Origin of the sequence: Wolbachia endosymbiont (group A) of Lasioglossum fulvicorne (assembly GCF_964028605.1) — a bacterium.
GTDB lineage: Bacteria > Pseudomonadota > Alphaproteobacteria > Rickettsiales > Anaplasmataceae > Wolbachia.
The window spans coordinates 381905-405776 of record NZ_OZ034798.1 but is presented as its reverse complement, the minus strand read 5'-3'; the positions used below and the strand labels follow the sequence as shown (position 1 = coordinate 405776).

The following is a 23872-nucleotide window of genomic DNA, read 5'->3' as shown; positions in this document are numbered from 1 at the left end:
TGCAATATGAATAAAGAAAGGCGTAACAATTCAGAAGATGAATCAGAAATAGAGAATAAGGTAGTAACAGTTGGCTCTAATCAAGGTCATAGGGCATTGATGGTCATTATTTTAGTGCTTCTGGCTGGTGGAGTGTATTATCTCTATTTTAGTCCTTCTCCTAAAGAGGGTTTAGAAGTTATTAAAAAAGAGGAAACAAAGCAAAACGTTCAAGAATTGAAAGGAAAGTTGGAACAAGTTCCAGATAATGTAATGGTTCCTGAAAGAATAATAACTGATCCCTTACCACCCTTACCTCCTCTTCCTACACCACCAATCATACCAGAAATAAAACAAATTAGAAAAGAAGAAGAGAAACCAAAAGAAACTCCTGTGTCAAATATACCTACTTTGCCAAAGCAAAATTTTCCTTCTAGTAATGTTATGGGCAATTTACCTACCTCGTTTCCTACAATAGGGGGGGGAGGTTATCCTAGAGACAGACGTAGTGCACAGATGTTGACAATTTCAGGTGGTAGTGGAGAGAACAAGGCTGCTGATGCTACTTTATCCAACACTTCAGCACAATCGAGCAAAGCTACCAGGGTAGGAAAGCTTGGTTTAATGATTACTCAAGGTAAAATTATTGATGCTGTTCTTGAAACTGCAATAAACTCTGATCTGCAAGGAATGCTGCGTGCTATGGTGAGTAGAGATGTTTATGCAGAAACTGGTGATACAGTTTTAATACCTAAAGGCTCAAGATTGATAGGCAGTTATTCATTTGACTCGAATGTTGCTAAATCTCGTGTAAATATAAACTGGAACAGAGTGATTATGCCACATGGAATAGATATTGCTATCTCATCACTTAGTACTGACGAGCTTGGTAGAGCAGGAATAGCAGGAATAGTTGATAACAAAATAGTAAGTGCGTTATTCTCTTCAGTGACACTTGCTGGTGTTTCGATTGGTTCGGCTGTTATAGGGCAAAAGGCTTCTAATCTTGTTGATACGCTAACTGTCAGAGATGCAGTAAAGTCTATCACTGCAACCGAAATAGATTTTTCTTCTCTCCAACTCATTATTGACCCAGAAAGGAAGATATCTAGTGACAAATGGAAATTAGGCCTTGGGGCTATCGGAAGGATTCGGAGTGCCAAAAGCAGACAAGATTTACTAAAAATAATGAAAGAGGAAATAGCAAAAGCACTAGGAATTGAAGAAGACAAGGTAGATATAAGCCTGGAAATTGTAAATCAACTGTTAGAACAAATTCAAAGAGGAAGCAAGTCTGTTTATGATGAAGCAATCGGGAAATCAATCGAGGATTTTTCCAAAGATATGCGGGATGTAGTGGGCAGATATACAGATAAAAAACCAACTATTTATGTTGATCAAGGCACTGCATTGAAAGTATTTGTTAACCAAGATATAGTATTTCCTCCACAGGCAATATTAAATCAATGAAATGAACTATGCTGCACTTGATACATATTTGGAGCCATTACAAGGCATATTTCAAGAAGAAGGCGTAAATGAAATATCAATAAATAAGCCAAAGGAAGTATGGATTGAAAATCGCGGTGAAATAAGGTGTGAAAAATTAGAAGTATTCGATCTTAACCATTTGAAATCTCTTGGCAGACTGATTGCTCAAGCTACAGAACAAAAACTTAGCGAAGAAGCACCTTTACTTTCGGCAACATTACCAAATGGTTATCGTATACAGATAGTATTTCCGCCAGCATGTGAACCTGATAAAGTAGTCATGTCGATTCGTAAGCCTTCTAGCATGCAGTTAGCACTCGATGATTACGAAAAAATGGGGGCTTTTTCTGAAACTGTTACAGAAGCAACTGATAATCCAGTTGACCATCATTTGGATTTACTGTTAAGGCAAAAAAAAATAAAAGAGTTTTTAGAATACGCTGTAATAAGTAAGAAAAATATTATAATTAGTGGTGGAACTTCCACTGGTAAGACTACTTTTACTAATGCTACTTTGCGTGCTATTCCAGCTGAGGAAAGAATTATTACTGTTGAGGATGCAAGGGAAATCGTTTTGAACGATCATCCCAATAAAGTCCATCTAATTGCCTCTAAAGGAGGGCAGGGCAGAGCAAAAGTAACCACTCAAGATTTGATAGAAGCGTGCTTACGTTTAAGACCAGACAGAATAATAGTTGGTGAGCTCCGTGGAGCGGAAGCTTTTAGTTTTCTTAGGGCGATAAATACTGGTCACCCTGGATCAATATCAACCCTTCATGCGGATAGTCCAACAATGGCCCTTGAGCAAATAAAATTGATGGTTATGCAGGCAAATCTTGGCATTCCTCCAGACCAAATTATACCATACATTAGAAATGTGATTGATATTGTTATTCAGCTAAAAAGAACCGGTGGGGGCAAAAGAAGCATTTCTGAGATATTATTTACTAGATCTGCGAGCGAAAATGCTTAAATTTATACATAAGTTAAGGAAGAGTAGTTTATGAGTAATGGAAATCACCTACGTAATATTCTCATAGGAGGTGTAGTAGCTTTTAGCGTACTTGAGTTTTGCTTCTATCTATCTGGTATATTGTTTGTTCTGTTTGCTGATGGTCCGGATGCTGTGGATTTTAAGGCAATTAATCCTAGTTTGACGCCTTTCCCTCAAGCTCTTTGGCCAACGATTTTTGATCATATACAATATTGTTGGCATCATCCAGAGTTATATAGCCTTGAGCTCAAAATCACATTAATTATATCTTTTGCACTGCCTATCATTGTTTTAATGATTATTTTGTGGAATTTAAGAGAAAGGATAATTGAGTGGCGACCATTTAAAAAGAAAGAATCACTTCATGGAGATTCGCAGTGGGCATCAGAGAAAGACATACGAAAAGCAGGATTAAGAAGCAAAAAGGGATTATTGCTTGGTAAAGATAAAAGAGGATACTTCATTTCTGATGGGTTTCAGCATGCATTGTTATTTGCACCTACAGGTTCTGGTAAGGGTGTTGGCTTTGTAATTCCTAATTTATTATTTTGGACTGACTCGGTAATTGTACACGACATAAAATTAGAAAACTATGAAATAACAAGTGGTTGGCGAGAACGACAAGGACAAAAAGTATACGTATGGAATCCAGCGCAGCCAGATGGAATAAGTCACTGTTACAATCCATTACAATGGATTAGTGAAAAACCTGGGCAGATGGTTGACGATGTGCAGAAAATAGCTAACCTAATCATGCCTGAACAAGACTTTTGGCAGAATGAAGCAAGAAGCTTATTTGTTGGAGTGGTATTATACTTACTTGCTGCACCAGAGAAAGTTAAATCTTTTGGTGAAGTTGTGCGTACGATGCGTAGTGATGATGTAGTTTATAATCTTGCTGTTGCTCTTGATACAATGGGTAAAATACTACACCCTGTAGCATATATGAATATTGCAGCTTTTTTACAAAAAGCTGATAAAGAAAGGTCAGGTGTTGTATCAACCATGAACTCATCACTTGAATTGTGGGCAAACCCATTGATTGATACTGCAACTGCGTCAAGTGATTTTAATATTCTAGATTTTAAAAAGAAGAAAATTACAGTTTATGTTGGTTTAACTCCTGACAACTTGACTAGGCTCAGGCCTTTAATGCAGGTTTTTTACCAACAGGCAACTGAGTTTTTATGTAGAAAATTGCCATCGGATGATGAGCCTTATGGTGTATTGTTTTTAATGGATGAGTTTCCTACGCTTGGAAAAATGGAGCAATTTCAAACAGGTATTGCATATTTTCGTGGTTATCGAGTTAGGTTATTCTTAATTGTTCAAGATACTGAGCAGCTCAAAGGAATATACGAAGAAGCAGGGATGAACTCCTTTTTGTCAAACTCGACTTACAGAATAACTTTTGCAGCCAATAATATTGAAACAGCTAATTTAATATCGCAACTTATAGGAAACAAAACTGTACAACAAGAATCGTTGAATAAGCCTAAATTTTTAGATTTAAATCCTGCTTCAAGGTCATTACATATCTCTGAAATACAGAGAGCATTGCTATTGCCTCAAGAAGTTATTATGTTGCCACGTGACGATCAGATAATTTTAATAGAGTCGACTTACCCAATTAAATCAAAGAAAATTTTGTACTACAGTGATACCACCTTCACAAGAAGGCTGCTCAAACAAACTCGTGTGCCTACACAAGAACCATATGACCCAAACAAAGTTCTTTCTGCCGCTGCGAGCAAAGATAAGGTTAATAACGAAGGGAATAATGCTCTTGAGGGACCTAATTCAGTTGATTATCCTGCTGAAACTAAAACAGAAGATGCAGTGTATGATGAATCAGATGAATTTGCAGACGAAGATATTGATGATGAAGATATCGACGATAAGTTTGAAGATGATGATGACGGGTTTGATGATGAGGATAGGAGTGATGATGGGTTTGATGACGAAGAAGAGGAGGATGAATTTGAAGATGAGGATATTGACGATAAATTAAAAAATGACGAGAAGTAAGGTTAATTTTGCCTATTTTTAGCTCGGAAAAGTGCAAGTTATGCAAATAATTAGGTTTTTCATATTAAGCCATTTTTAATTAATTAGTATTAGATTAGCTATTTTATAGCATTTCTCATAATAGTCCGAACAGGTCATAGGAAGGCAGAATCAACAGCACGACGAAAGGATTCGAATAGAGGAATGTTTTTCCTAGCTCTGTTTTTTATAGCAAACCAATGATGCTCAATTTTGTTGAAATCTGGAGAATACGGCGGCAGATACAAAATTTCTGCACCAACTCCTCTAGCAAGCTCGATAATCTTACCAGACTTATGAAAAGTAGCATTGTCAAGAATGACAGTCTGTCCAGGTTCCAAGATCGGTGTCAAAAATTGCTCAAACCATCCATTAAAAACATCCATATTACAGTGGCCTTCAAAGGTTAATGGAGCAACTATCTTTCTTCTACTTAAGGCTGCAACCATACTGATTCGTTGAGTTTTCTTTCCAGATTTTAGGCCATAAAACCGCTGTCCTTTCTGGCAATACCCATATGGATAGTCCTCTGTGTTATCAATGCCAGACTCATCTATATAAACTAAGTTTTCTGGTTCTTTTGTTGCTATAATTTTTAAGAATTCAGCACGTTTTTCTTCGTTTCTTTCCTTGTATCCATATGTCTTTTTTTGCGCGTAAATCCAATTTTTCTGAGAGCTCGGTGGATCGTTTGGATACTAACGTTGCCCCAAAGTTTAGCCATTTCCGACAGAGTCTTTCCTCCGTTTTCTCTGGCAAATTTAGCAAAGGCATCCCAGTCGGTGATTTTGTGATTGTAACCTCCATTTCCAAGTTTTTTTGATTGAAAGTCTCCTGTTTCTTTTCTTCTTTGCTGCCACTCCCATAAAGTAGTTCGTCCAATTTTAAATCTTGCTGCCACTGTTTCTCTGCTTCCTCCCTCCTCTAGCGCTTCCATTGCTTTTTTCCTTAAGTCATAACTATATGCTGCTGGCACTCAACCTCCTTATCATCGTCTATCCTTATCTTATCACATCCGGACTTCTATGAAAAGAGCTATAACTAGGGGAGTAGTAATGATTAGTAAAAAAACATTAGCGGTTACAGCACTTGCTTTATTGTTGTCACAACAATCTTTTGCGAGTGAAACAGAAGGATTTTACTTTGGTAGTGGGTATTACGGTCAATTTTTAAATTACACGGGTGAGTTGAAAGCAAAAATTGGAGATACTGCTGCTACAGCTGCCAATAAGGTATCTATAAATGACAGGGATGCTCAGAAAACAGAAGGTCAGTCACTAAGTAAGTATAAAGGAGATTATAATCCACCTTTTGCTGCAAATGTGGCACTTGGTTATACAGGGGAATTGAATGGCAATAGCTACAGAGCTGAATTGGAAGGAATGTATTCTTCTGTAAAAGTGGATAATATTGGTTTAACACGCGGCCAGATGACAATATCGTACACAGAAGGCAGCGATAAATATAGATCAATTATTAATCATGACCAAATTGAGAACATATCTGTAATGGCAAATGTTTATCATCATTGGAAAAGTGACCGTTTCTCTTTTTCTCCTTATGTTGGGGTTGGAGTCGGTGCAACAAGAATGACAATGTTTGAAAAATCGTCAATAAGACCCGCAGGTCAATTATAGCATTTCTCATAATAGTCCGAACAGGTCATAGGAAGGCAGAATCAACAGCACGACGAAAGGATTCGAATAGAGGAATGTTTTTCCTAGCTCTGTTTTTTATAGCAAACCAATGATGCTCAATTTTGTTGAAATCTGGAGAATACGGCGGCAGATACAAAATTTCTGCACCAACTCCTCTAGCAAGCTCGATAATCTTACCAGACTTATGAAAAGTAGCATTGTCAAGAATGACAGTCTGTCCAGGTTCCAAGATCGGTGTCAAAAATTGCTCAAACCATCCATTAAAAACATCCATATTACAGTGGCCTTCAAAGGTTAATGGAGCAACTATCTTTCTTCTACTTAAGGCTGCAACCATACTGATTCGTTGAGTTTTCTTTCCAGATTTTAGGCCATAAAACCGCTGTCCTTTCTGGCAATACCCATATGGATAGTCCTCTGTGTTATCAATGCCAGACTCATCTATATAAACTAAGTTTTCTGGTTCTTTTGTTGCTATAATTTTTAAGAATTCAGCACGTTTTTCTTCGTTTCTTTCCTTGTATCCATATGTCTTTTTTTGCGCGTAAATCCAATTTTTCTGAGAGCTCGGTGGATCGTTTGGATACTAACGTTGCCCCAAAGTTTAGCCATTTCCGACAGAGTCTTTCCTCCGTTTTCTCTGGCAAATTTAGCAAAGGCATCCCAGTCGGTGATTTTGTGATTGTAACCTCCATTTCCAAGTTTTTTTGATTGAAAGTCTCCTGTTTCTTTTCTTCTTTGCTGCCACTCCCATAAAGTAGTTCGTCCAATTTTAAATCTTGCTGCCACTGTTTCTCTGCTTCCTCCCTCCTCTAGCGCTTCCATTGCTTTTTTCCTTAAGTCATAACTATATGCTGCTGGCACTCAACCTCCTTATCATCGTCTATCCTTATCTTATCACATCCGGACTTCTATGAAAAGAGCTATAACTGCTGTGCAGCTTGCTGGGTGTGAGCCAGATGTTATGGCGGAGGCTGCAAAATTAAACGAGGACATGGGAGCAAAAATTATATACATAAACTTTGGTTGCCCTGTTAAAAAAGTTGTAAACGGTTATGCAGGATCAGCACTAATGCGTGATGAGAAAAAAGCCGCTGAGATAATTGAGGCCGTAGTCAAAGCAGTGAATGTGCCAGTTACGGTGAAAATGCGCACTGGATGGAACGATGAAAATCGCAATGCTCCGCGTTTAGCAAAAATTGCAGAGGATCTTGGAGCAAAAATGATCACTGTGCATGGAAGAACAAGAGCGCAGCTTTATAATGGTCAAGCAGATTGGAAATTCGTTAGAAATGTTAAAGAGCAAGTGAAAATCCCAGTTATAGTGAATGGTGATATTAAAAATTTAAATGATATTCAGAATGCTCTCAAAGAATCTGGAGCAGACGGAGTGATGATAGGTCGTGGTGCCTACGGTAAACCTTGGCTGATTAATCAAGCAATGAACTTTCTCAGTGGAAGTGAAACTTCTGAACCAACAGCTTCAGAGAGATTAAGCATCATACTCGAGCATTACGACAGTATTCTTGAGTACTATGGAAATGACACAGGAATAAAGATGGCCCGCAAACACATAGGTTGGTACAGCAGCGGGCTTCAAGGCTCATCTGAATTTCGTGTGAGAGTAAATAACATGACAGATAGCACAGAAGTGAAAGAAAATATTGTTGGCTTTTTTGGTCAAAAGACACACTAGCTGTACTCAATTCGACTGATCATATGCCACTACGCTCTCTTCCTCACCAGAGTGTAAATGACAACCATTATCCATCAACCATTCCTCGTCATAAGTTTCAATATCAAAATATTTTTCATATTTATCCACATTATCACAAAGTGAAAGTGCTCTGATCTTATTCATAATCAAACCTGTACCAGCAGGAATTAATCTTCCTACTATAACATTTTCTTTTAATCCACTTAAAGGATCACTCTTCCCGCAGAATGCTGCTTCTGTAAGTACTTTTGTTGTCTCTTGGAAAGAGGCAGCAGAAATAAAGGAGCTAGTTTCAAGACTTGCCCTAGTAATCCCCTGCAGAATAGGAAGATAATGAGTAGGCCGTTTGCCAGAGTTACTCATAGCATCATTTTCCCTATCAACTTCCAGCTTGTCAATGCTTTCGCCAACCAAGTACATAGTATCACCAGGATCAGTAATTTCCACTTTTTGTAGCATTTGTTTTAAGATCACCTCTAAATGCTTATTATCTATACGAACACCCTGCAATCTATAAACTTGCTGTATTTCAGAAATCATATAGTGCGCTAAAGCTTCTAACCCAAGCACACGTAAAATATCATGGAGATCAGGGTCACCATCCATCAATAGATCACCTTTACGTACAAAATCACCTTCATTGACTATTACATGCTTACTTCTTGATACCAAATATTCAACTGGAGAAATTTGTTCATCTACAGGTTTAATTAATATACTGCGTTTTCCTCTACGGTCTTTTTCAGAAAACGCTACATAGCCATCTATCTCACTAACAATAGCATGCTCTTTAGGACGACGTGCTTCAAATAACTCTATAACCCTCGGTAAACCACCAGTAATATCACGAGTTTTAACTGACTCTCTTGGTGTTCTTGTAATAACATCACCTGCATGAACCTTCTGGCCATCTTGTACATTGAGCACTGCACCGATTGGTATAAAATAACATGCTTCAGCGCCACTTGCGAGTGTCATTACTTTACCATTATCATCAAGCAGCACAATACGAGGACGTAAATTAGCTCCACCAGAATGCAATTTCCAGTCTTTTACTACTTTGCTTGATATTCCTGTAGATTCATCCATCACTTCAGTGATCGAAATTCCATCTTTTAAGTCCTGATAAGACACTGTACCAGTCTTCTCCGTAATAATAGGCAATGTATAAGGATCCCATTCCGCAACTTTATCGCCAATTTTTACTGACCCACTCTCATCTACATAAAGCTTAGCGCCGTAAGGTACACTGTGCTTCAACTTCTCACTACCAAGGCTATCAATCAACACGACTTCACAGGAACGGCTTATCACAATTTTATTTCCGTTTCTATCTATAATTATATTACTATTGTTTAACTTTATTTTAGCATTAATAGAAGCTATAATATTCGAGGATTCAACGCCTCTAGTCATTACTCCACCTATATGGAAAGTACGCATCGTTAACTGAGTACCTGGCTCTCCAACAGATTGAGCAGCTATAACACCAACTGCTTCACCTATTGAAACAATTTTACCAGTTGCAAGGTCTCTTCCATAACATAAAGAACATACACCAGGACTTATTTCACAAGTTAAAGGCGATCTAATTTTTACAGCATCAAGACCTGCAATGCTGATTTGCTTTACTTTATCCTCATCAATTAATTCCCCTGCCTTTACTAATAATTCTTTTGTCACTGGGTTATATATATCATTTGCAGCTGTTCTACCCAGCACAACACTCTCTAGAGATGTAACTATAGTACTTCCTTCAACTGTAGCTCTCACAACAAGACCATTTTTTGTTTTACAGTCATGCTTTGTAACTATGCAATTTTGAGATACATCAACTAAACGACGAGTTAAGTATCCAGAGTTTGCAGTTTTAAGTGCAGTGTCAGCTAAACCTTTACGCGCACCGTGAGTAGAATTAAAGTATTCAAATACGTTCAATCCTTCACGGAAATTAGAAATTATAGGTGTTTCTATAATCTCACCAGAAGGTTTGGTCATGAGCCCTCGCATTCCTGCTAGCTGTTTCATCTGTGAAGTAGAACCCCTTGCACCAGAGTTAACCATCATATACACTGAGTTGTACTTACTATTTCCATCATATATAGATATTGCTTTTAACATATCATTAGCTATCATATCCGTACACTTAGACCATTCATCTATAACCTTGTTATACCTCTCACTTCCAGTTATTAGCCCATCTTGATATTGCATAGAGAATTTCTTAATTTCACCCCTCGCGTGATCAACATGTGTAGCTTTAGTTTCAGGTATAACCATATCACAACGACCAAAAGAAATACCAGAAAATGTGGCATACTCAAAGCCAAGTACCATTAATTTATCAGAAAATGCCACTGTAGCACTTTGACCACAGTTACGATATACTAAATCAACTATACCAGTTATTTCCTTGACTGTTAATATCTGATTTATTAGATCGAAGCTTAGATTCTCATGCTTAGGAAAAATCTGCCATAATATTAAACGGCCAGGAGTTGTACAAACAGTTTTATAGTGAGTTTCACCGCTGCTATTAATATACTCCATCCTATACTTTATACTAGAATGAATATGTAAAGTACCATCACTCAAGGAATGCTCAACTTCACAAAAAGCACCAAAAGATGGTAAATTATCTTCCTTAGGTTCTTGTAAAGTCAGATAATATATACCAAGTACTATATCTTTACTAGGAACTATAATCGGTCTGCCATTAGAAGGACTTAAAACGTTATTAGTGGACATCATCAACACCCTAGCTTCAAGCTGAGCTTCCAATGAAATTGGCACATGCACTGCCATTTGATCACCATCAAAATCAGCATTAAACGCCGTACAGACAAGCGGATGAAGCTGTATTGCTTTGCCTTCAATAAGGATTGGCTCAAAAGCCTGAATACCAAGTCTATGTAGCGTAGGCGCTCTATTCAACAAAACAGGATGCTCTTTCATTACCTCTTCAAGCATATCCCAAACTTCTGGTTTTTCTGCCCTTATCAACTTACTAGCAAACTTAATAGTTGGAGCCATACCATACATCTTAAGCTTTGAGTAAACAAAAGGTTTGAATAGTTCAAGAGCCATTCTTTTTGGTAATCCACACTGATTTAGTTTCAAAGTTGGACCAACAACTATTACAGAACGTCCAGAGTAGTCTACCCTTTTTCCTAAGAGGTTCTGGCGAAAACGACCCTGTTTTCCTTTTAACATATCACTAATGGACTTTTTATATCCAACAGCACCAGCTTTATTTACCAAAGTATTACGACGACTATTATCAAAAAGAGAATCAACTGCTTCTTGTAACATCCTTTTTTCATTACGAATCATAATCTCAGGAGGATTTAAGCTCAACAATTTCCTCAACCTGTTATTTCTATTAATAATAGTCCTATAATGATGATTCAGATCAGAAACTGCAGGACGACCACTCTCAAGCGATACCAAAGGACGCAAGTCAGGTGGTAAAATAGGTATAGTTGTAAGTATCATCCACTCAGGCCTATTTCCAGATTTAATGAAGTTTTCAACAATACGCAATCTCTTTATAATTTTCTTTCTTCTTATCTCAGAAGCAACAGATTCTAATTCTAGTCTTAAATCCTTCCTAATTTCATGTAAATCAAGGCGCGTTAGCAACTCTCTTATAGCTTCAACACCTTGCATAGCTACAAAACTATCGATCCCATAGCTATCTTTAGCTTCATTATAAGCTTTTTCACTAATAATCTCACCTTTTTCAAAAGGCGAAACAAGAGGATCTATTACGATATAATTATCGCTATATAAAATATTCTCAATATCTCTGAGAGACATATCCAATAATGCTCCAATTCTTGAAGGAAGCGATTTCAAAAACCATATATGAGCAACAGGAGATGCAAGCTCTATATGACCCATCCTTTCTCTTCTTACTTTAGAAGATGTAACTTCTACTCCGCATTTTTCGCATATGCGACCTCTGTGTCTTCTTTTTTTGTATTTTCCACATAAACATTCATCGTCATTGACAGGGCCAAAAACCTTAGGGCAAAATAGTCCACCTTTCTCAACTTTGAACGTACGATAATTTGCAGTTGAAACATCTTCTATCTCACCACAAGATATACGCTTAATACTTTCAGGGCTAGCAATCGATATGCTAACCTCATTAAAAGGTTGTGCAATGTTAGTGTGAGATATATCTTCAATCACTACATCATTCTGCTTTAAATCTACATTTAAACATAAAGAACGTAGTTCTTTTATCATCACATTAAAGGATTCAGGAATTCCACATTCAAAATTACTGTCACCTTTTATTATCGATTCGTAAATCTTAACTCTACCATTAATATCATCAGACTTCACAGTTAACATTTCCTGCAAAGTATAAGCAGCACCATAGGCTTGTAATGCCCAACATTCCATTTCACCAAAACGCTGACCACCAAAATGAGATTTTCCTCCAAGAGGTTGTTGAGTAACCAAACTATAAGGCCCTACTGAACGCGCATGAATTTTACCATCAACCAAGTGGTGCAACTTAAGCATGTACATGTAACCAACTGTAACCTTGCGGTCGAATTTTTCACCACTGCAACCGTCATATAATACAGCTTGTCCAGAGTTATCCAAACCAGCAAGTTCAAATAATTTTGCTATTTGTTCATCTTTTGGACCCTCAAATACAGGTGCAGCAACAGGAACGCCATCACGTAATTTGCGTGCAAATTCAATGAGATTATTATCACTAATATTACGAATATCATTACAGATAGATACGTTACTGCCGTAGCTATAAACCTCAATCAGGAAGTTACGTAAATTGCTATATGAACTTTTACAAGAGTTCATATAGTTCTCTACTAGCTCATTCAACTCGTCATTTAGTGCATTCTTATTAGGTGTATTTAAAACAGAAGCCGTTATTTCATCATCATCAATATTTTCAATTTTTTTATTATCAAGGTATGCTACTGCAAATTGTGTAAAATTATCATCGTTAAGGGACCTAATTCCCTTGCAAAAAGCACTTTTGATCTTATTGATCTCATCGAGAATATTACTTACCTTTTCCCCTAATTTTCTACAAGCCCAACCTACATGCGTTTCCAGTATTTGCCCTACATTCATTCGTGAAGGAACACCAAGAGGGTTAAGAATAATATCAACAGGAGTACCATCTTCCAAATAAGGCATATCTTCCACTGGCACAACTCGAGAAATCACACCTTTATTTCCATGTCTACCAGCCATTTTATCCCCTGGTTGCAGACTATGTTTCACAGCAATGAAAACTTTTACTGACATCGACACACCTTGAGGCAGGTCATAACCTTCATGTAATTTTTCTACTTTTCGCTTAAACTGTGCTATTGCATGTGATACTTTTTCATCAAAATCTTTTTTTAAGCTCTTAACTTGCTCAGAAATGGATTGGTTTTTTAATCCTATACCCCACCATTGCTCACGTTCAATAGAGTCAAATTTTTCTCGATCTTGAGAACCAGAATTAATAAGAAGTTTCTTCAGTTCATCATAGAAATATTCACTAGTAACATTGATTATATAATCTCGCTCTTCCTCAAAGTCATTTATCTCTTTTTGTTTGATGAGTAATGCCCTTTCATTTTCTTCAACCCCCCTGCGTGTAAAGACTTGTACATCAATTACTGTCCCTTCAACATCTGGAGATGTATATAAAGAGGAATCCGCACAATCGAATGACTTTTCACCAAAAATTGTCATTAATAACTTCGTTTCAGGAGGCAATGAAAGAGAAGGTTTAGGTGTAACTTTACCTACCAGAATATAGCCTGGACCAACTCTTGTACCAATTTTCACTATACCACTACCATCCAAGTGATATAGATTTTCTTCATTAACACCAGGTATAGCACGAGTTATTTTTTCTGATCCTAAAGGGGTATCATGTACAACACAGTCAAATTCTTCTATATGAATAGAAGTAAAGAGATCTTTTTTAACAACTTCACTAGAAATAATAATAGAGTCTTCAAAATTATAACCTTGCCAAGACATAAAAGCGACTAGCAAATTTTTACCAAGCGCCAACTCACCACTGTTAATTGCAGGACCATCAGCTATTACATCACCCTTTTTAACATAATCACCTACGCACACTAGCGGTCTTTGATTAATACAAGTATTATGGTTAGAACGCTGAAATTTCCTTAGATGATAAATATCTACGTCCAAGTAGTTAACCCTTTCTTTATCAAAAGCACGTATAACTATAGAGTTACTATCAGAACTATCAACTATGCCATCGCGTTTTGCTAAAACTACAGCACCAGAGCCAGAAGCTACAAAAGACTCCATACCAGTAGCAACCAGAGGAGCGGTAGGCTTCAATAAAGGTACGGCCTGACGTTGCATATTTGAGCCCATTAATGCTCTATTAGCATCATCATTTTCTAAAAATGGAATCAAGGAAGCTGCAACTGATATTACCTGCTTAGGAGATACGTCAATGTAACTAACTTGGTCGCTACTTACCATGACGAAGCTACCAGCATATCTACAGTATAGCATGTCATCAACAAAGCAATTATTTTCATCAAGCTTTACGCTAGTGTCAGCTATATGATGTGAGCCTTCGTCTATAGCAGAAAGATACTCAATTTGATCAGTAACAACCCTATTGACTACTTTTCTATAAGGGCTTTCAATAAAACCATATTTATTAATACGCGCGTATATAGCTAAGCTGTTGATTAACCCTATATTTTGCCCTTCAGGAGTCTCAATAGGGCAAATTCTTCCATAATGAGTTGGATGAACATCACGCACTTCAAATCCTGCCCGTTCTCTTGTTAAACCGCCAGGACCTAACGCGGACAACCTTCTTTTATGTGTTATTTCAGATAACGGATTAGTCTGATCCATAAATTGAGATAATTGAGAAGAATTGAAGAAATCTCTTAAGACATTAGTTAACACTTTTGGATTAATAAAATCAGATGGAGAAACTTTATCTAAACTAGAAGTGGACATAGAATCAACTATTGCGCGTTCCAATTTCAACAACCCAGTTCTAAATTGATTTTCTATAAACTCTCCAACTGATCTTACTCTTCTGTTTCCTAAATGATCAATATCATCTACAGATCCTTGACCGTCACGTAACAATACTATTTTTTTCACAATTTCAATAATATCTTCATGCGTTAAAACAGTTAAATCCTCATCATAATTTAATCCAAGGTAAGAGTTAAGCTTCAACCTACCAATGTTAGACAAATCATAATATTCCGGACTGAAGAAAAGATTACGGAAAAACTCCTCTACTATCTCTAAAACAGGAACTTCACCAGGACGCAAAACTCTATACATTTCATATAGTGCATCCTGATAAGACATGTTTTCATCTAAGAAAAGCGTATTTAATATATAAGGTCCAACAAACAAATTATCTATGTTCAATACTGATATTTCATCCACAGACAATAACTCAAGCTTCTTTATGTCTTCCAGCTTTATAGATTCACCAGCAGATAAAATTTTCGTAGAGCTAGCACTATCCATTAAATCTTCTGCGAGGAATAAACCACATATAGAATTAAAAGGAACCAGGTACTCTTTCAATTCATTATCATATAGCTTTTTAGCTAGTCTTGAGGTAATACGAACGTTAGCCTTAAGCAGCACATTACCTTCAATATCCATTAAGTCGAAAGGCAGCCTCACTCCTTTAAATTTATCAGGAACAAAAGGCACTTTCCAACCATCTTTATGTTTTACATACTTTATTTTCTCATAAAATCTATCGAGTATATCATTATTTGATAGACCCAACGCCTTTAATAAAACTGAGATTGGCAATTTTCTTTTTCTATCAACACGAAAATACAAATGGTCTTTAACATCAAATTCAATATCAAGCCAAGAACCCCTATAAGGAATAATTCTAGCAGAATAGATCAATTTACCAGAATTGTAAGTTTTTCCCTTATCGCTATCAAAAAATACACCAGGAGACCTATGCATTTGTGAAACGATAACTTTTTCCACACCATTAATGATGAAAGTGCCCTTATCAGTCATCATAGGCAACCCACAAAAGTGGACTTTCTGCTCTTCTATAGATTTTACAACGGTTGCAAGTTTAGAATGATCTCCACTCTCTTTAATCGATTTATATTCATCAAGAGAAATACCATCCTGCATAACAACAAGACGTACAGAAGCAATAACCTGAGCAGAAAAAGTTACACCACGCTTTATACACTCAGATTCATCATACTTAGGATCATCTACCCTACAACTTATAAACTCAATAGTAGCCCTGCGCAAAGGATCATTTATTGGAAAGATTGTATGAAAGATAACTTCAAGTCTTTCATTACCCTTATTATTAGGAGTAAATGAATCATACGACTCTTTTTGAACCTTAACCAAATCCAATAAAGAATCTTTTAAATCAATCGACCTAGAATAAGAAACTCTAGGAACAAAAGCACCAGAAGCGTACATATAAGAAGAATCAACCATTAAAATACCCCAAACTAATTAAAAGAGCTATATCAATATAAAATTAATACATTAAATATTATTCAAGCTCCACTTTAGTTGCTCCTGCTTCAATAAGTTTTTGCTTGATTTTTTCTGCTTCGTCTTTAGGAACATTAGCAGTCAAATCTTTAGGTAAAGATTCAACCAACTCTTTTGCTTCTTTTAAACCCAATGTAGAATTAACCTCTCTCACAGCTTTAATAACTCCTATTTTTTTACTCGCATCAATTTCTTTAATCACAACTTTATACTCAGCTTTTTCTTGAGCAGCAGGAGCAGCAGCATTATCACCAATAGGCGCCCCAGCACCAACAGCTCCACCAAGAAAAGAACCAGCAGGCAATCCTACTTTCTCTTCTAGAACTTTTACAAGTTCAGAAGCCTCTAATAGGTTTAAAGATAATATTTTATCAACCAAATCACTTGTTACATTACTCATAATTACCACCTTACTTAACAACAAATTTATTTTTTAGAACTATAATAATCCAAAACTCTCATAAGCCTCATAGAAGATGAATTAATAGACAACGCCAATCGAGCAGGAATATCATAAGATATTAAACGCATAATTTTAACACGCAATTCATCCAGAGAAGGCAACTTAGCCAGTTTATTAACATCTTCCACTGTTAACAATTCATTTATATGAGCCGCGCAAATCACAGACATTTTTTCTTTGTTAGCATTAATAAAATCAACTATTAACTTTGCAGCTTCTACTATGCCACTAGAGTATATAATAGCAACAGAACCAGAAAATTTGCCTGATAAATAAGAAAATTTACCAGTCCTCTCCAAAGCCAAGCGCGCTAGAGTGTTTTTAACTACTAATACCCCACCTGCTATAGACTTCAGGCTATTCCTCAGAGTTAATGAATCATTAGCATTTATAGATTTAAAATTTACTAATATTAAGAAATCATTATTTACAAACACGTTTATTGTGCTTTGTATAAATTCATCCTTATTTTTACGCTTCACGGTATCACTCCCTTAAATTATATCTTCCACTTTGCTTATCTTATAAGCTTTACCCATAGTTGAATTTAAAAAAACACCCTTAAAGTAAATTCCTTTCGCAGAAATAGGTTTATTATCTTTAATTACTTTAAGAAAGGCTTTTAAATTTTCTAGCAAGTCATCAATATCAAATTTGATATTTCCTAATTTACCATGAATAACACCATTTTTATCTGTTCTAAATTTTACCTGACCAGACTTAATGGTTTTAATAGCTTCTGCGATGTTAGAAGTCACAGTACCAAATTTAGGGTTAGGCATCAGCCCTTTAGCACCCAACACTTTCGCAATAGGAGTGATTTTTGCCATAAAATCAGGAGTAGTAATGCACCAACCAACATCTAATTTTCTACCTTTTTTTATTTCTTCAACTAAATCCTCTCCTCCTGCAATATCAGCACCAGCTTTTTCAGCTTCTAATAAATGTTTATCTTGAGCGAAAACAGCTACTTTAATATTCTTCCCGATACCTTTAGGCAAAACTACTGTACCACGCACCTGCTCTTCAGATTTACGTGAATCTACGCCTAAATTGACCGCAATATCAACTGATTCATTAAATTTTGCTGAAGCAGACTCAACAATCTTTTCCAAACACTGCTTAGGATTATCATTATATGTATTCATTTACCTAACCTTCCACAACTTCTATACCCATAGATTTTGCAGTGCCTACAACCATTTTCACTGCTGAATCTTCATTATCCACTTTCATATCAACCATCTTGCACTTTGCCACTTTAATTATAGCAGACATAGGTAATTTAGCCACTAATTCTTTACCAGGATTACCAGAACTTTTACTTAATTTAGCCTCCTGCTTAAGTAAATAAGCCACAGGCGGACCGCTGACAGTAAAATCATGAGAGCGATCATCCTTTATGGAAATTCGCACTGTTACTAAATCGCCTACTTTATAATTAGCGTTAGCAGTGCTAGTAACTTTATTAAAAGCTTCACAAAACTTAGGAACAGGTATACCACGTGGACCAAGTACTGAAGCAATTTTCGGTCCTGGAACTGCTTTCCCAGCTTCCATAAGTAAGTTAATCTTAGCAACTATAACACTCATAATTAATCCTCTATTTTTTCTACTTGAGCCAGATCAAGCTCTATTATTGTCGGCTTACCTAAAATCGATACTTCCACATTAATAATTTTTTTCTCATCGTTTACCATATTTACCTTACCAGTAAAATTTTGAAAAAGACCATTATTAATTTTCACTTTTTCACCTTTTTCATAACCATAACCTAACTTCTTTGTCTCTTGAGCATTATAAAGTGCATTACACATTGAGTGAATCTCATCATCCAAAATCACCTTTGGAATATTACCGTTTTTCAAAAATCCATAAACCTTAAGAGATTTTGGTATATTATTGATAAAATTCAATACTTCATCGCATAAATTCACGTATAAAAAGACATAACCAGGAAAGCATTTCCTTCGTGTAGCAATTTTCTTAGATTTCAACTCTACTTCACTTAGCTCTTCATATGGAATAAAAACTTCCTTAAAGTAATCATTAACACCCAATCTCATAGAATTTTCCAATATACGTTGGCGCACTTTCTCTTCACAATTGGAAGCAACTCTCAAGATATACCATTTATATCTATTAAATTCTTTACACTTTAAACTTATCTCATCATCTGAAATCATCTCAAAATCACCAGATTCGCCACTGCAGAATCCAGGCGTTTGATTCAAAATATTTTTGCTTTCATCACACAGATGCATATATACATACACTTCACATAATTCTTTTATATCAGACTTTGAATTACATACCGTTTGATAAGGAATAAACACTTCCTTAAAATAAACAGCATTACTTACCAATTCGCGTATGTTTTGCTCATATCCATAATCAACTTTAATGATATACCATTTATATTCACATTCCATAAATAATTCCAAATAAAGCCTTAATTACGTAAAGAGACATAAAATCCACAAAACAGAAGAAAATCGAAAAGCATAATATAACAATCATTACAACAAATAGAGATGACAACACCTCCTGTTTCTTTACCCAAGCAATTCTTCGTATTTCTTGCTTTATATCACAGAAAAAACCACACAAACTTTTTAACATTTCCACCACAACATTAATGCAGGAGCGATAGGAATTGAACCTACAACCTCTGGTTTTGGAGACCAGCGCTCTACCAATTGAGCTACACTCCTATAACTCAAACTCTCACTCCAAAATTTCAGAAACAACACCAGAACCAACAGTTCTACCGCCTTCTCTTATCGCAAAACGCAATCCCTTATCCATTGCTATCGGTACTTGCAATTCTACTTCTACACTCACATTATCTCCTGGCATTACCATCTCCTTCCCATCTAGCAATTTTATGCTCCCAGTTACATCCGTTGTCCTTAAATAAAACTGTGGCTGGTAATTCGCAAAAAATGGTGTATGCCTTCCTCCTTCCTCTTTCTTTAATATATAAACCTCCGCCTTAAACTTTCTATGTGGCTTTATCGTCCCAGGTTTTGCTAATACTTGCCCTCTCTCCACTTCTTCTCTTTTTGTTCCTCTTAACAATATTCCTACATTGAGTCCTGCACTTCCTTTATCCAGCAACTTCTTAAACATTTCTACACCTGTGCATATCGTCTTTTGCGTCCCCTTCAGACCTATTATCTCTATATCTTCTCCCGTCTTTATCTCTCCCTTCTCTATTCTTCCTGTTACCACCGTCCCTCGCCCTGATATCGAAAATACATCTTCGATTGGCAATAAAAATGGTAAATCCACAGGCCTTGGTGGAACCGCTACATATTCACCTAACTTTTCCATCAATTTGTCTATTGATTTCTTTCCATATTCGCTGCTGTCATCCTCCAGCGCCTTGAGTGCTGAACCAACTATCACAGGTACTTCATCCCCTGGAAATCCGTATTTACTCAGCAATTCCCTCACTTCCATTTCTACTAAATCTATCATATCAGCATCAGCAACATCAGCTTTATTTATATACACCACGATATATCCAACACCCACCTGCTTCGCCAGCAATATATGCTCTCTCGTTTGTGGCATTGGCCCATCAACTCCCGACACTACCAATATCGCCGCATCCATCTGTGCTGCACCTACTATCATGTTCTTTACATAGTCAGCATGTCCGGGACAATCAACGTGTGCATAATGCCTTTTTTCCGTCTGATACTCAACATGCGCTGTTGCTATCGTTATCCCCCTCTTCCTTTCTTCTGGCGCTTTATCTATCTGATCGTACGCTACAAAATTTCCATAATGCTTCGTTATCGCCGCTGTTAACGTTGTCTTCCCATGATCCACATGTCCTATTGTTCCCACATTTACATGCGGCTTTCCAAATGCTTCCACTATTGCTGTCATAATTATTACCCTTAATTATACTTTAACTTTAACTCATCAACCACATATTGTGGCACTTGCTCATAACAAGAAAAATGCATACTATACTGCGCCCTTCCCTGAGACATAGAACGCAAAACGTTGATATAACCAAACATATTTGCAAGAGGTACCGAAGCAGTAATTATTTTACTATTATTACCTAAATCGAGCATATCAGCAACATTTCCTCTTCTACTATTTATATCACCCATAACATCACCCATATATTCTTCAGGAGTAATGATTTCAACTTTCATTATAGGCTCCAGCATTTTTGGACCAGCTTTATTTGCCATCTCTTTAAAAGCACCTTTAGCAGCAAGTTCAAAAGCTAAAGGACTAGAATCAACCTCATGAAAAGCACCATCAAGAAGGGTAGCCTTAAAATCAATCAAAGGAAATCCCGAAATTATACCACCTTCTTTTATCAACTCCAAGCCATTTTCTACCCCAGGAATATACTCTTTTGGAATAGCACCACCTACAATTTTACTTTCAAATTGAAACCCAGAACCAGGCTCAAGAGGTTCAAATTTTATTTTAACCTTAGCAAACTGACCAGCTCCACCAGATTGTTTTTTATGAGTGTAATCAATTTCAACAGATTTAGTGATAGTTTCACGATATGCAACCTGAGGAGCACCGACGTTAGCCTCAACGTTAAACTCGCGCTTCATTCTATCAACAATAATCTCAAGATGGAGCTCACCCATGCCTTTCAATATAGTCTGGCCGCTTTCCGCATTTACTGACATTCTCAAAGAAGGATCTTCTGCAACCAACCTATTTAGAGCAATACCTAATTTTTCCTGATCTGAAGTGGTTTTAGGTTCCACAGCAATTTCAATAACGGGCTCAGGAAATTCCATACGCTCCAATAATATAGGAAAATCAACAGAACATAAAGTATCTCCGGTGGTTGTTTTCTTTAGCCCAACTAAAGCAACTATATCTCCAGCCCTAGCCTCAGTTATATCTTCTCGGTTATTTGCATGCATAAGTAACATTCTGCCAATCCCTTCAGTTTCGTTTTTTAACGCATTTGAAACGGTAGATTTAGACTTTAATTTACCAGAATAAATACGGATAAACGTCAAGCTGCCTACAAATTTATCCGTCATCACTTTAAATGCAAGAGCAACAAATTTCTCTTTTTCTGAAGGTTTGACCTCAATTTTCTTTTCTGAATCTTTAGGATCAATTCCAACAATTACATCAACATCAATAGGAGAAGGTAAAAAGTCAACCACACCATCTAAAAGTGGTTGTACGCCTTTATTTTTAAAAGCTGACCCACATAACACAGGAACAAATTTTCCTTTAATGGTCCCATTTCTCACGCATTTTTTCAGTAAATCCACTGGTAGATCATTAGACTCAAAGTAAGTATTCATCGCTTCATCATCCATCTCAGCTGCAGCATCTAATAAAAGATTTCGATATTCTTGAGCCTTATCAAGCAAATCAGAAGGAATATCTTCATAAGAAAATTTAGCGCCCAACGTTTCTTCTTGCCATATAATGGCTTTCATAGAAATAAGGTCAATTATACCTTTGAAATCTTTCTCACTCCCTATTGGTAAATGAATAACTAAAGGTGCTGCACCAAGCTTCGCCTTTATCATATCAACACATCGATAAAAATTTGCCCCTATTCTATCCATCTTATTAACAAAGCAGATACGAGGAACGCTATATTTATCAGCTTGACGCCAAACTGTCTCAGATTGAGGTTCAACTCCAGCAACTCCATCAAATACAGCAACTGCACCATCCAAAACCCTTAAAGATCTCTCAACTTCAATAGTGAAATCAACGTGACCAGGAGTGTCTATTATATTGACCCTATGATCATTCCAAAAACATGTTGTTGCAGCAGATGTGATTGTAATACCACGCTCTTTTTCCTGCTCCATCCAATCCATAGAAGCTGCACCATCGTGCACCTCACCAATTCTATTTTGCTTACCAGTATAAAATAAAATACGCTCTGTTGTGGTAGTCTTACCAGCATCTATGTGAGCCATTATCCCTATATTTCTGTATTTAGATATCCCAATTTCCATATCACAATTAATTAGCTAACATTAAAAACGAAGATGAGAAAATGCCTTATTAGCTTCAGCCATTTTATATTTTTCTTCGCACATCTTAGACGCACCACCGCGTTTATTATAAGCATCCAGTATTTCAGATTGCAAACAATCAACAGTGGTTTTTCCACTCTTTTTTCGAGCAGCAGAAGTTGCTTTAGCAATCCACCTTAACGCTAAAGAAACCGCTCTATCTTGTCGAACTTCAACAGGCACTTGATAAGTTGCACCACCAATGCGTCGAGAACGCACTTCTATAGAAGGAGTAACATTTCCTACTGCTGTCTCAAAAATTGATAACCCACCTTCGCCTATTTTCTTTTCAGCTAAAGACAAAGCGTCATAGATAATCTTTTCTGCAGTAGATTTTTTACCACATTTCATGATTGTATTAATGAAACGCATCAGCAAAACACTGCCATAACGCGAATCAGGACTTATTTCTCTTTTTTTTGCTTTATTCCGACGAGCCATAAACTTTAACCAGATTTCTTTACACCATATTTTGAACGAGCTTTCTTTCGATTTTGCACACCACGCAGATCAAGGGCACCTCTTATTATGTGATAACGCACACCTGGCAAATCTTTAACCCGCCCACCACGTATCAAAACAACAGAGTGCTCTTGTAAATTATGACCTTCACCAGGTATATAAGCTGTCACTTCACCATACCCACTAATTTTTACTCTGGCTACTTTACGGAGTGCTGAGTTAGGCTTTCTAGGAGTTGTAGTATACACCTTAGTGCAAACACCTCTCCTTTGAGGGTTGCTTTCTCCCAAAGCTGGTACCTTTTTCTTATGGGTCAATCCTAATCTACCCTTACGTATTAATTGATTTATCGTAGGCATATGTTATAAACTCAAGCTCATTAAAATAACTAAGTTTCTAATTATAAAATAATAAACCTCAATAGTCAATATAAAAATAAACATTACTACTCTAATA

General features: G+C 36.6%; 16 protein-coding genes, 1 tRNA gene and 2 pseudogenes. 5 read left to right on the top strand and 14 right to left on the bottom strand.

Translation table 11 applies throughout. The features are described 5' to 3' along the window. Positions 1 to 6 precede the first annotated feature (6 nt). The 3 genes from ABWU71_RS02200 to ABWU71_RS02190 are packed head-to-tail and all read left to right on the top strand — an operon-like array spanning position 7 to position 4492. The gene (locus tag ABWU71_RS02200; protein WP_353284688.1) at positions 7 to 1449 is read left to right on the top strand and encodes a TrbI/VirB10 family protein; all 1443 of its coding nucleotides are present in this window, start codon (positions 7 to 9) and stop codon (positions 1447 to 1449) included. Between the two features lies 1 nt (position 1450). Continuing rightward, positions 1451 to 2443 carry a P-type DNA transfer ATPase VirB11 gene (virB11, locus tag ABWU71_RS02195; protein WP_353284687.1) on the top strand — a complete coding sequence of 331 codons (993 nt, stop codon included), beginning with the start codon at positions 1451 to 1453 and terminating at the stop codon, positions 2441 to 2443. Between the two features lie 30 nt (positions 2444 to 2473). After that, the gene (locus ABWU71_RS02190) at positions 2474 to 4492 is read left to right on the top strand and encodes a type IV secretory system conjugative DNA transfer family protein (RefSeq protein ID WP_353284686.1); all 2019 of its coding nucleotides are present in this window, start codon (positions 2474 to 2476) and stop codon (positions 4490 to 4492) included. 134 nt (positions 4493 to 4626) lie between these two features. Here ABWU71_RS02190 and ABWU71_RS02185 read toward each other — a convergent pair. After that, positions 4627 to 5486 (bottom strand): IS630 family transposase gene (locus ABWU71_RS02185; protein WP_353284076.1). Its coding sequence is split into 2 segments (ribosomal slippage): positions 4627 to 5162 and positions 5162 to 5486, totalling 861 coding nucleotides; the frame shifts between segments, so codons are not numbered across the junction. Positions 5487 to 5565: 79 nt separating this feature from the next. Here ABWU71_RS02185 and ABWU71_RS02180 point away from each other — a divergent pair. Continuing rightward, positions 5566 to 6144 (top strand): annotated as a pseudogene (locus tag ABWU71_RS02180) (P44/Msp2 family outer membrane protein); the annotation flags it as partial. Between the two features lie 28 nt (positions 6145 to 6172). On the opposite strand, the gene ABWU71_RS02175 reads toward ABWU71_RS02180, so the two are convergent. Further along, positions 6173 to 7032 (bottom strand): IS630 family transposase gene (locus tag ABWU71_RS02175; RefSeq protein WP_353284076.1). Its coding sequence is split into 2 segments (ribosomal slippage): positions 6173 to 6708 and positions 6708 to 7032, totalling 861 coding nucleotides; the frame shifts between segments, so codons are not numbered across the junction. A 61-nt stretch (positions 7033 to 7093) separates the two neighbouring features. Between ABWU71_RS02175 and dusB the strand changes: the two are divergent. Beyond that, positions 7094 to 7864: pseudogene (dusB, locus tag ABWU71_RS02170) on the top strand (tRNA dihydrouridine synthase DusB); the annotation flags it as partial. Between the two features lie 6 nt (positions 7865 to 7870). On the opposite strand, the gene ABWU71_RS02165 reads toward dusB, so the two are convergent. The 12 genes from ABWU71_RS02165 to rpsL form a co-directional block, all read right to left on the bottom strand. Then, entirely contained in the window at positions 7871 to 16384 is an 8514-nt protein-coding gene (locus tag ABWU71_RS02165) for a DNA-directed RNA polymerase subunit beta/beta' (RefSeq protein ID WP_353284685.1), read from the bottom strand. Positions 16385 to 16442: 58 nt separating this feature from the next. Then, positions 16443 to 16844: a 50S ribosomal protein L7/L12 gene (gene rplL / locus ABWU71_RS02160; RefSeq protein ID WP_353284873.1), complete on the bottom strand. Its 402-nt coding sequence runs from the start codon at positions 16842 to 16844 to the stop codon at positions 16443 to 16445. Positions 16845 to 16870: 26 nt separating this feature from the next. Continuing rightward, positions 16871 to 17389: a 50S ribosomal protein L10 gene (gene rplJ, locus ABWU71_RS02155; RefSeq protein ID WP_253307300.1), complete on the bottom strand. Its 519-nt coding sequence runs from the start codon at positions 17387 to 17389 to the stop codon at positions 16871 to 16873. A gap of 12 nt (positions 17390 to 17401) precedes the next feature. Beyond that, positions 17402 to 18055, bottom strand: coding sequence for a 50S ribosomal protein L1 (rplA, locus tag ABWU71_RS02150; RefSeq protein ID WP_353284684.1), 654 nt, complete (start codon positions 18053 to 18055; stop codon positions 17402 to 17404). A 4-nt stretch (positions 18056 to 18059) separates the two neighbouring features. Further along, positions 18060 to 18500 carry a 50S ribosomal protein L11 gene (locus tag ABWU71_RS02145; protein WP_265034343.1) on the bottom strand — a complete coding sequence of 147 codons (441 nt, stop codon included), beginning with the start codon at positions 18498 to 18500 and terminating at the stop codon, positions 18060 to 18062. A gap of 2 nt (positions 18501 to 18502) precedes the next feature. Continuing rightward, a complete protein-coding gene (nusG, locus tag ABWU71_RS02140; protein ID WP_353284872.1) occupies positions 18503 to 19339 on the bottom strand; it encodes a transcription termination/antitermination protein NusG in 837 nt (278 codons plus the stop codon). Then, positions 19329 to 19529 carry a preprotein translocase subunit SecE gene (gene secE / locus ABWU71_RS02135; RefSeq protein ID WP_022626186.1) on the bottom strand — a complete coding sequence of 67 codons (201 nt, stop codon included), beginning with the start codon at positions 19527 to 19529 and terminating at the stop codon, positions 19329 to 19331. The genes nusG and secE overlap by 11 nt, the downstream gene beginning before the upstream one ends. 19 nt (positions 19530 to 19548) lie before the next feature. Then, positions 19549 to 19621, bottom strand: a tRNA-Trp gene (locus tag ABWU71_RS02130). A 13-nt stretch (positions 19622 to 19634) separates the two neighbouring features. Continuing rightward, positions 19635 to 20807 (bottom strand): elongation factor Tu, encoded by a 1173-nt coding sequence (tuf, locus tag ABWU71_RS02125; RefSeq protein WP_353284683.1) that lies wholly within the window; start codon positions 20805 to 20807, stop codon positions 19635 to 19637. Between the two features lie 11 nt (positions 20808 to 20818). Continuing rightward, entirely contained in the window at positions 20819 to 22894 is a 2076-nt protein-coding gene (fusA, locus tag ABWU71_RS02120; protein WP_353284682.1) for an elongation factor G, read from the bottom strand. Between the two features lie 21 nt (positions 22895 to 22915). Next, a complete protein-coding gene (gene rpsG, locus ABWU71_RS02115) occupies positions 22916 to 23395 on the bottom strand; it encodes a 30S ribosomal protein S7 (RefSeq protein ID WP_353284681.1) in 480 nt (159 codons plus the stop codon). Between the two features lie 5 nt (positions 23396 to 23400). Further along, positions 23401 to 23775 (bottom strand): 30S ribosomal protein S12, encoded by a 375-nt coding sequence (gene rpsL / locus ABWU71_RS02110; protein ID WP_006279787.1) that lies wholly within the window; start codon positions 23773 to 23775, stop codon positions 23401 to 23403. Positions 23776 to 23872 lie beyond the last annotated feature (97 nt).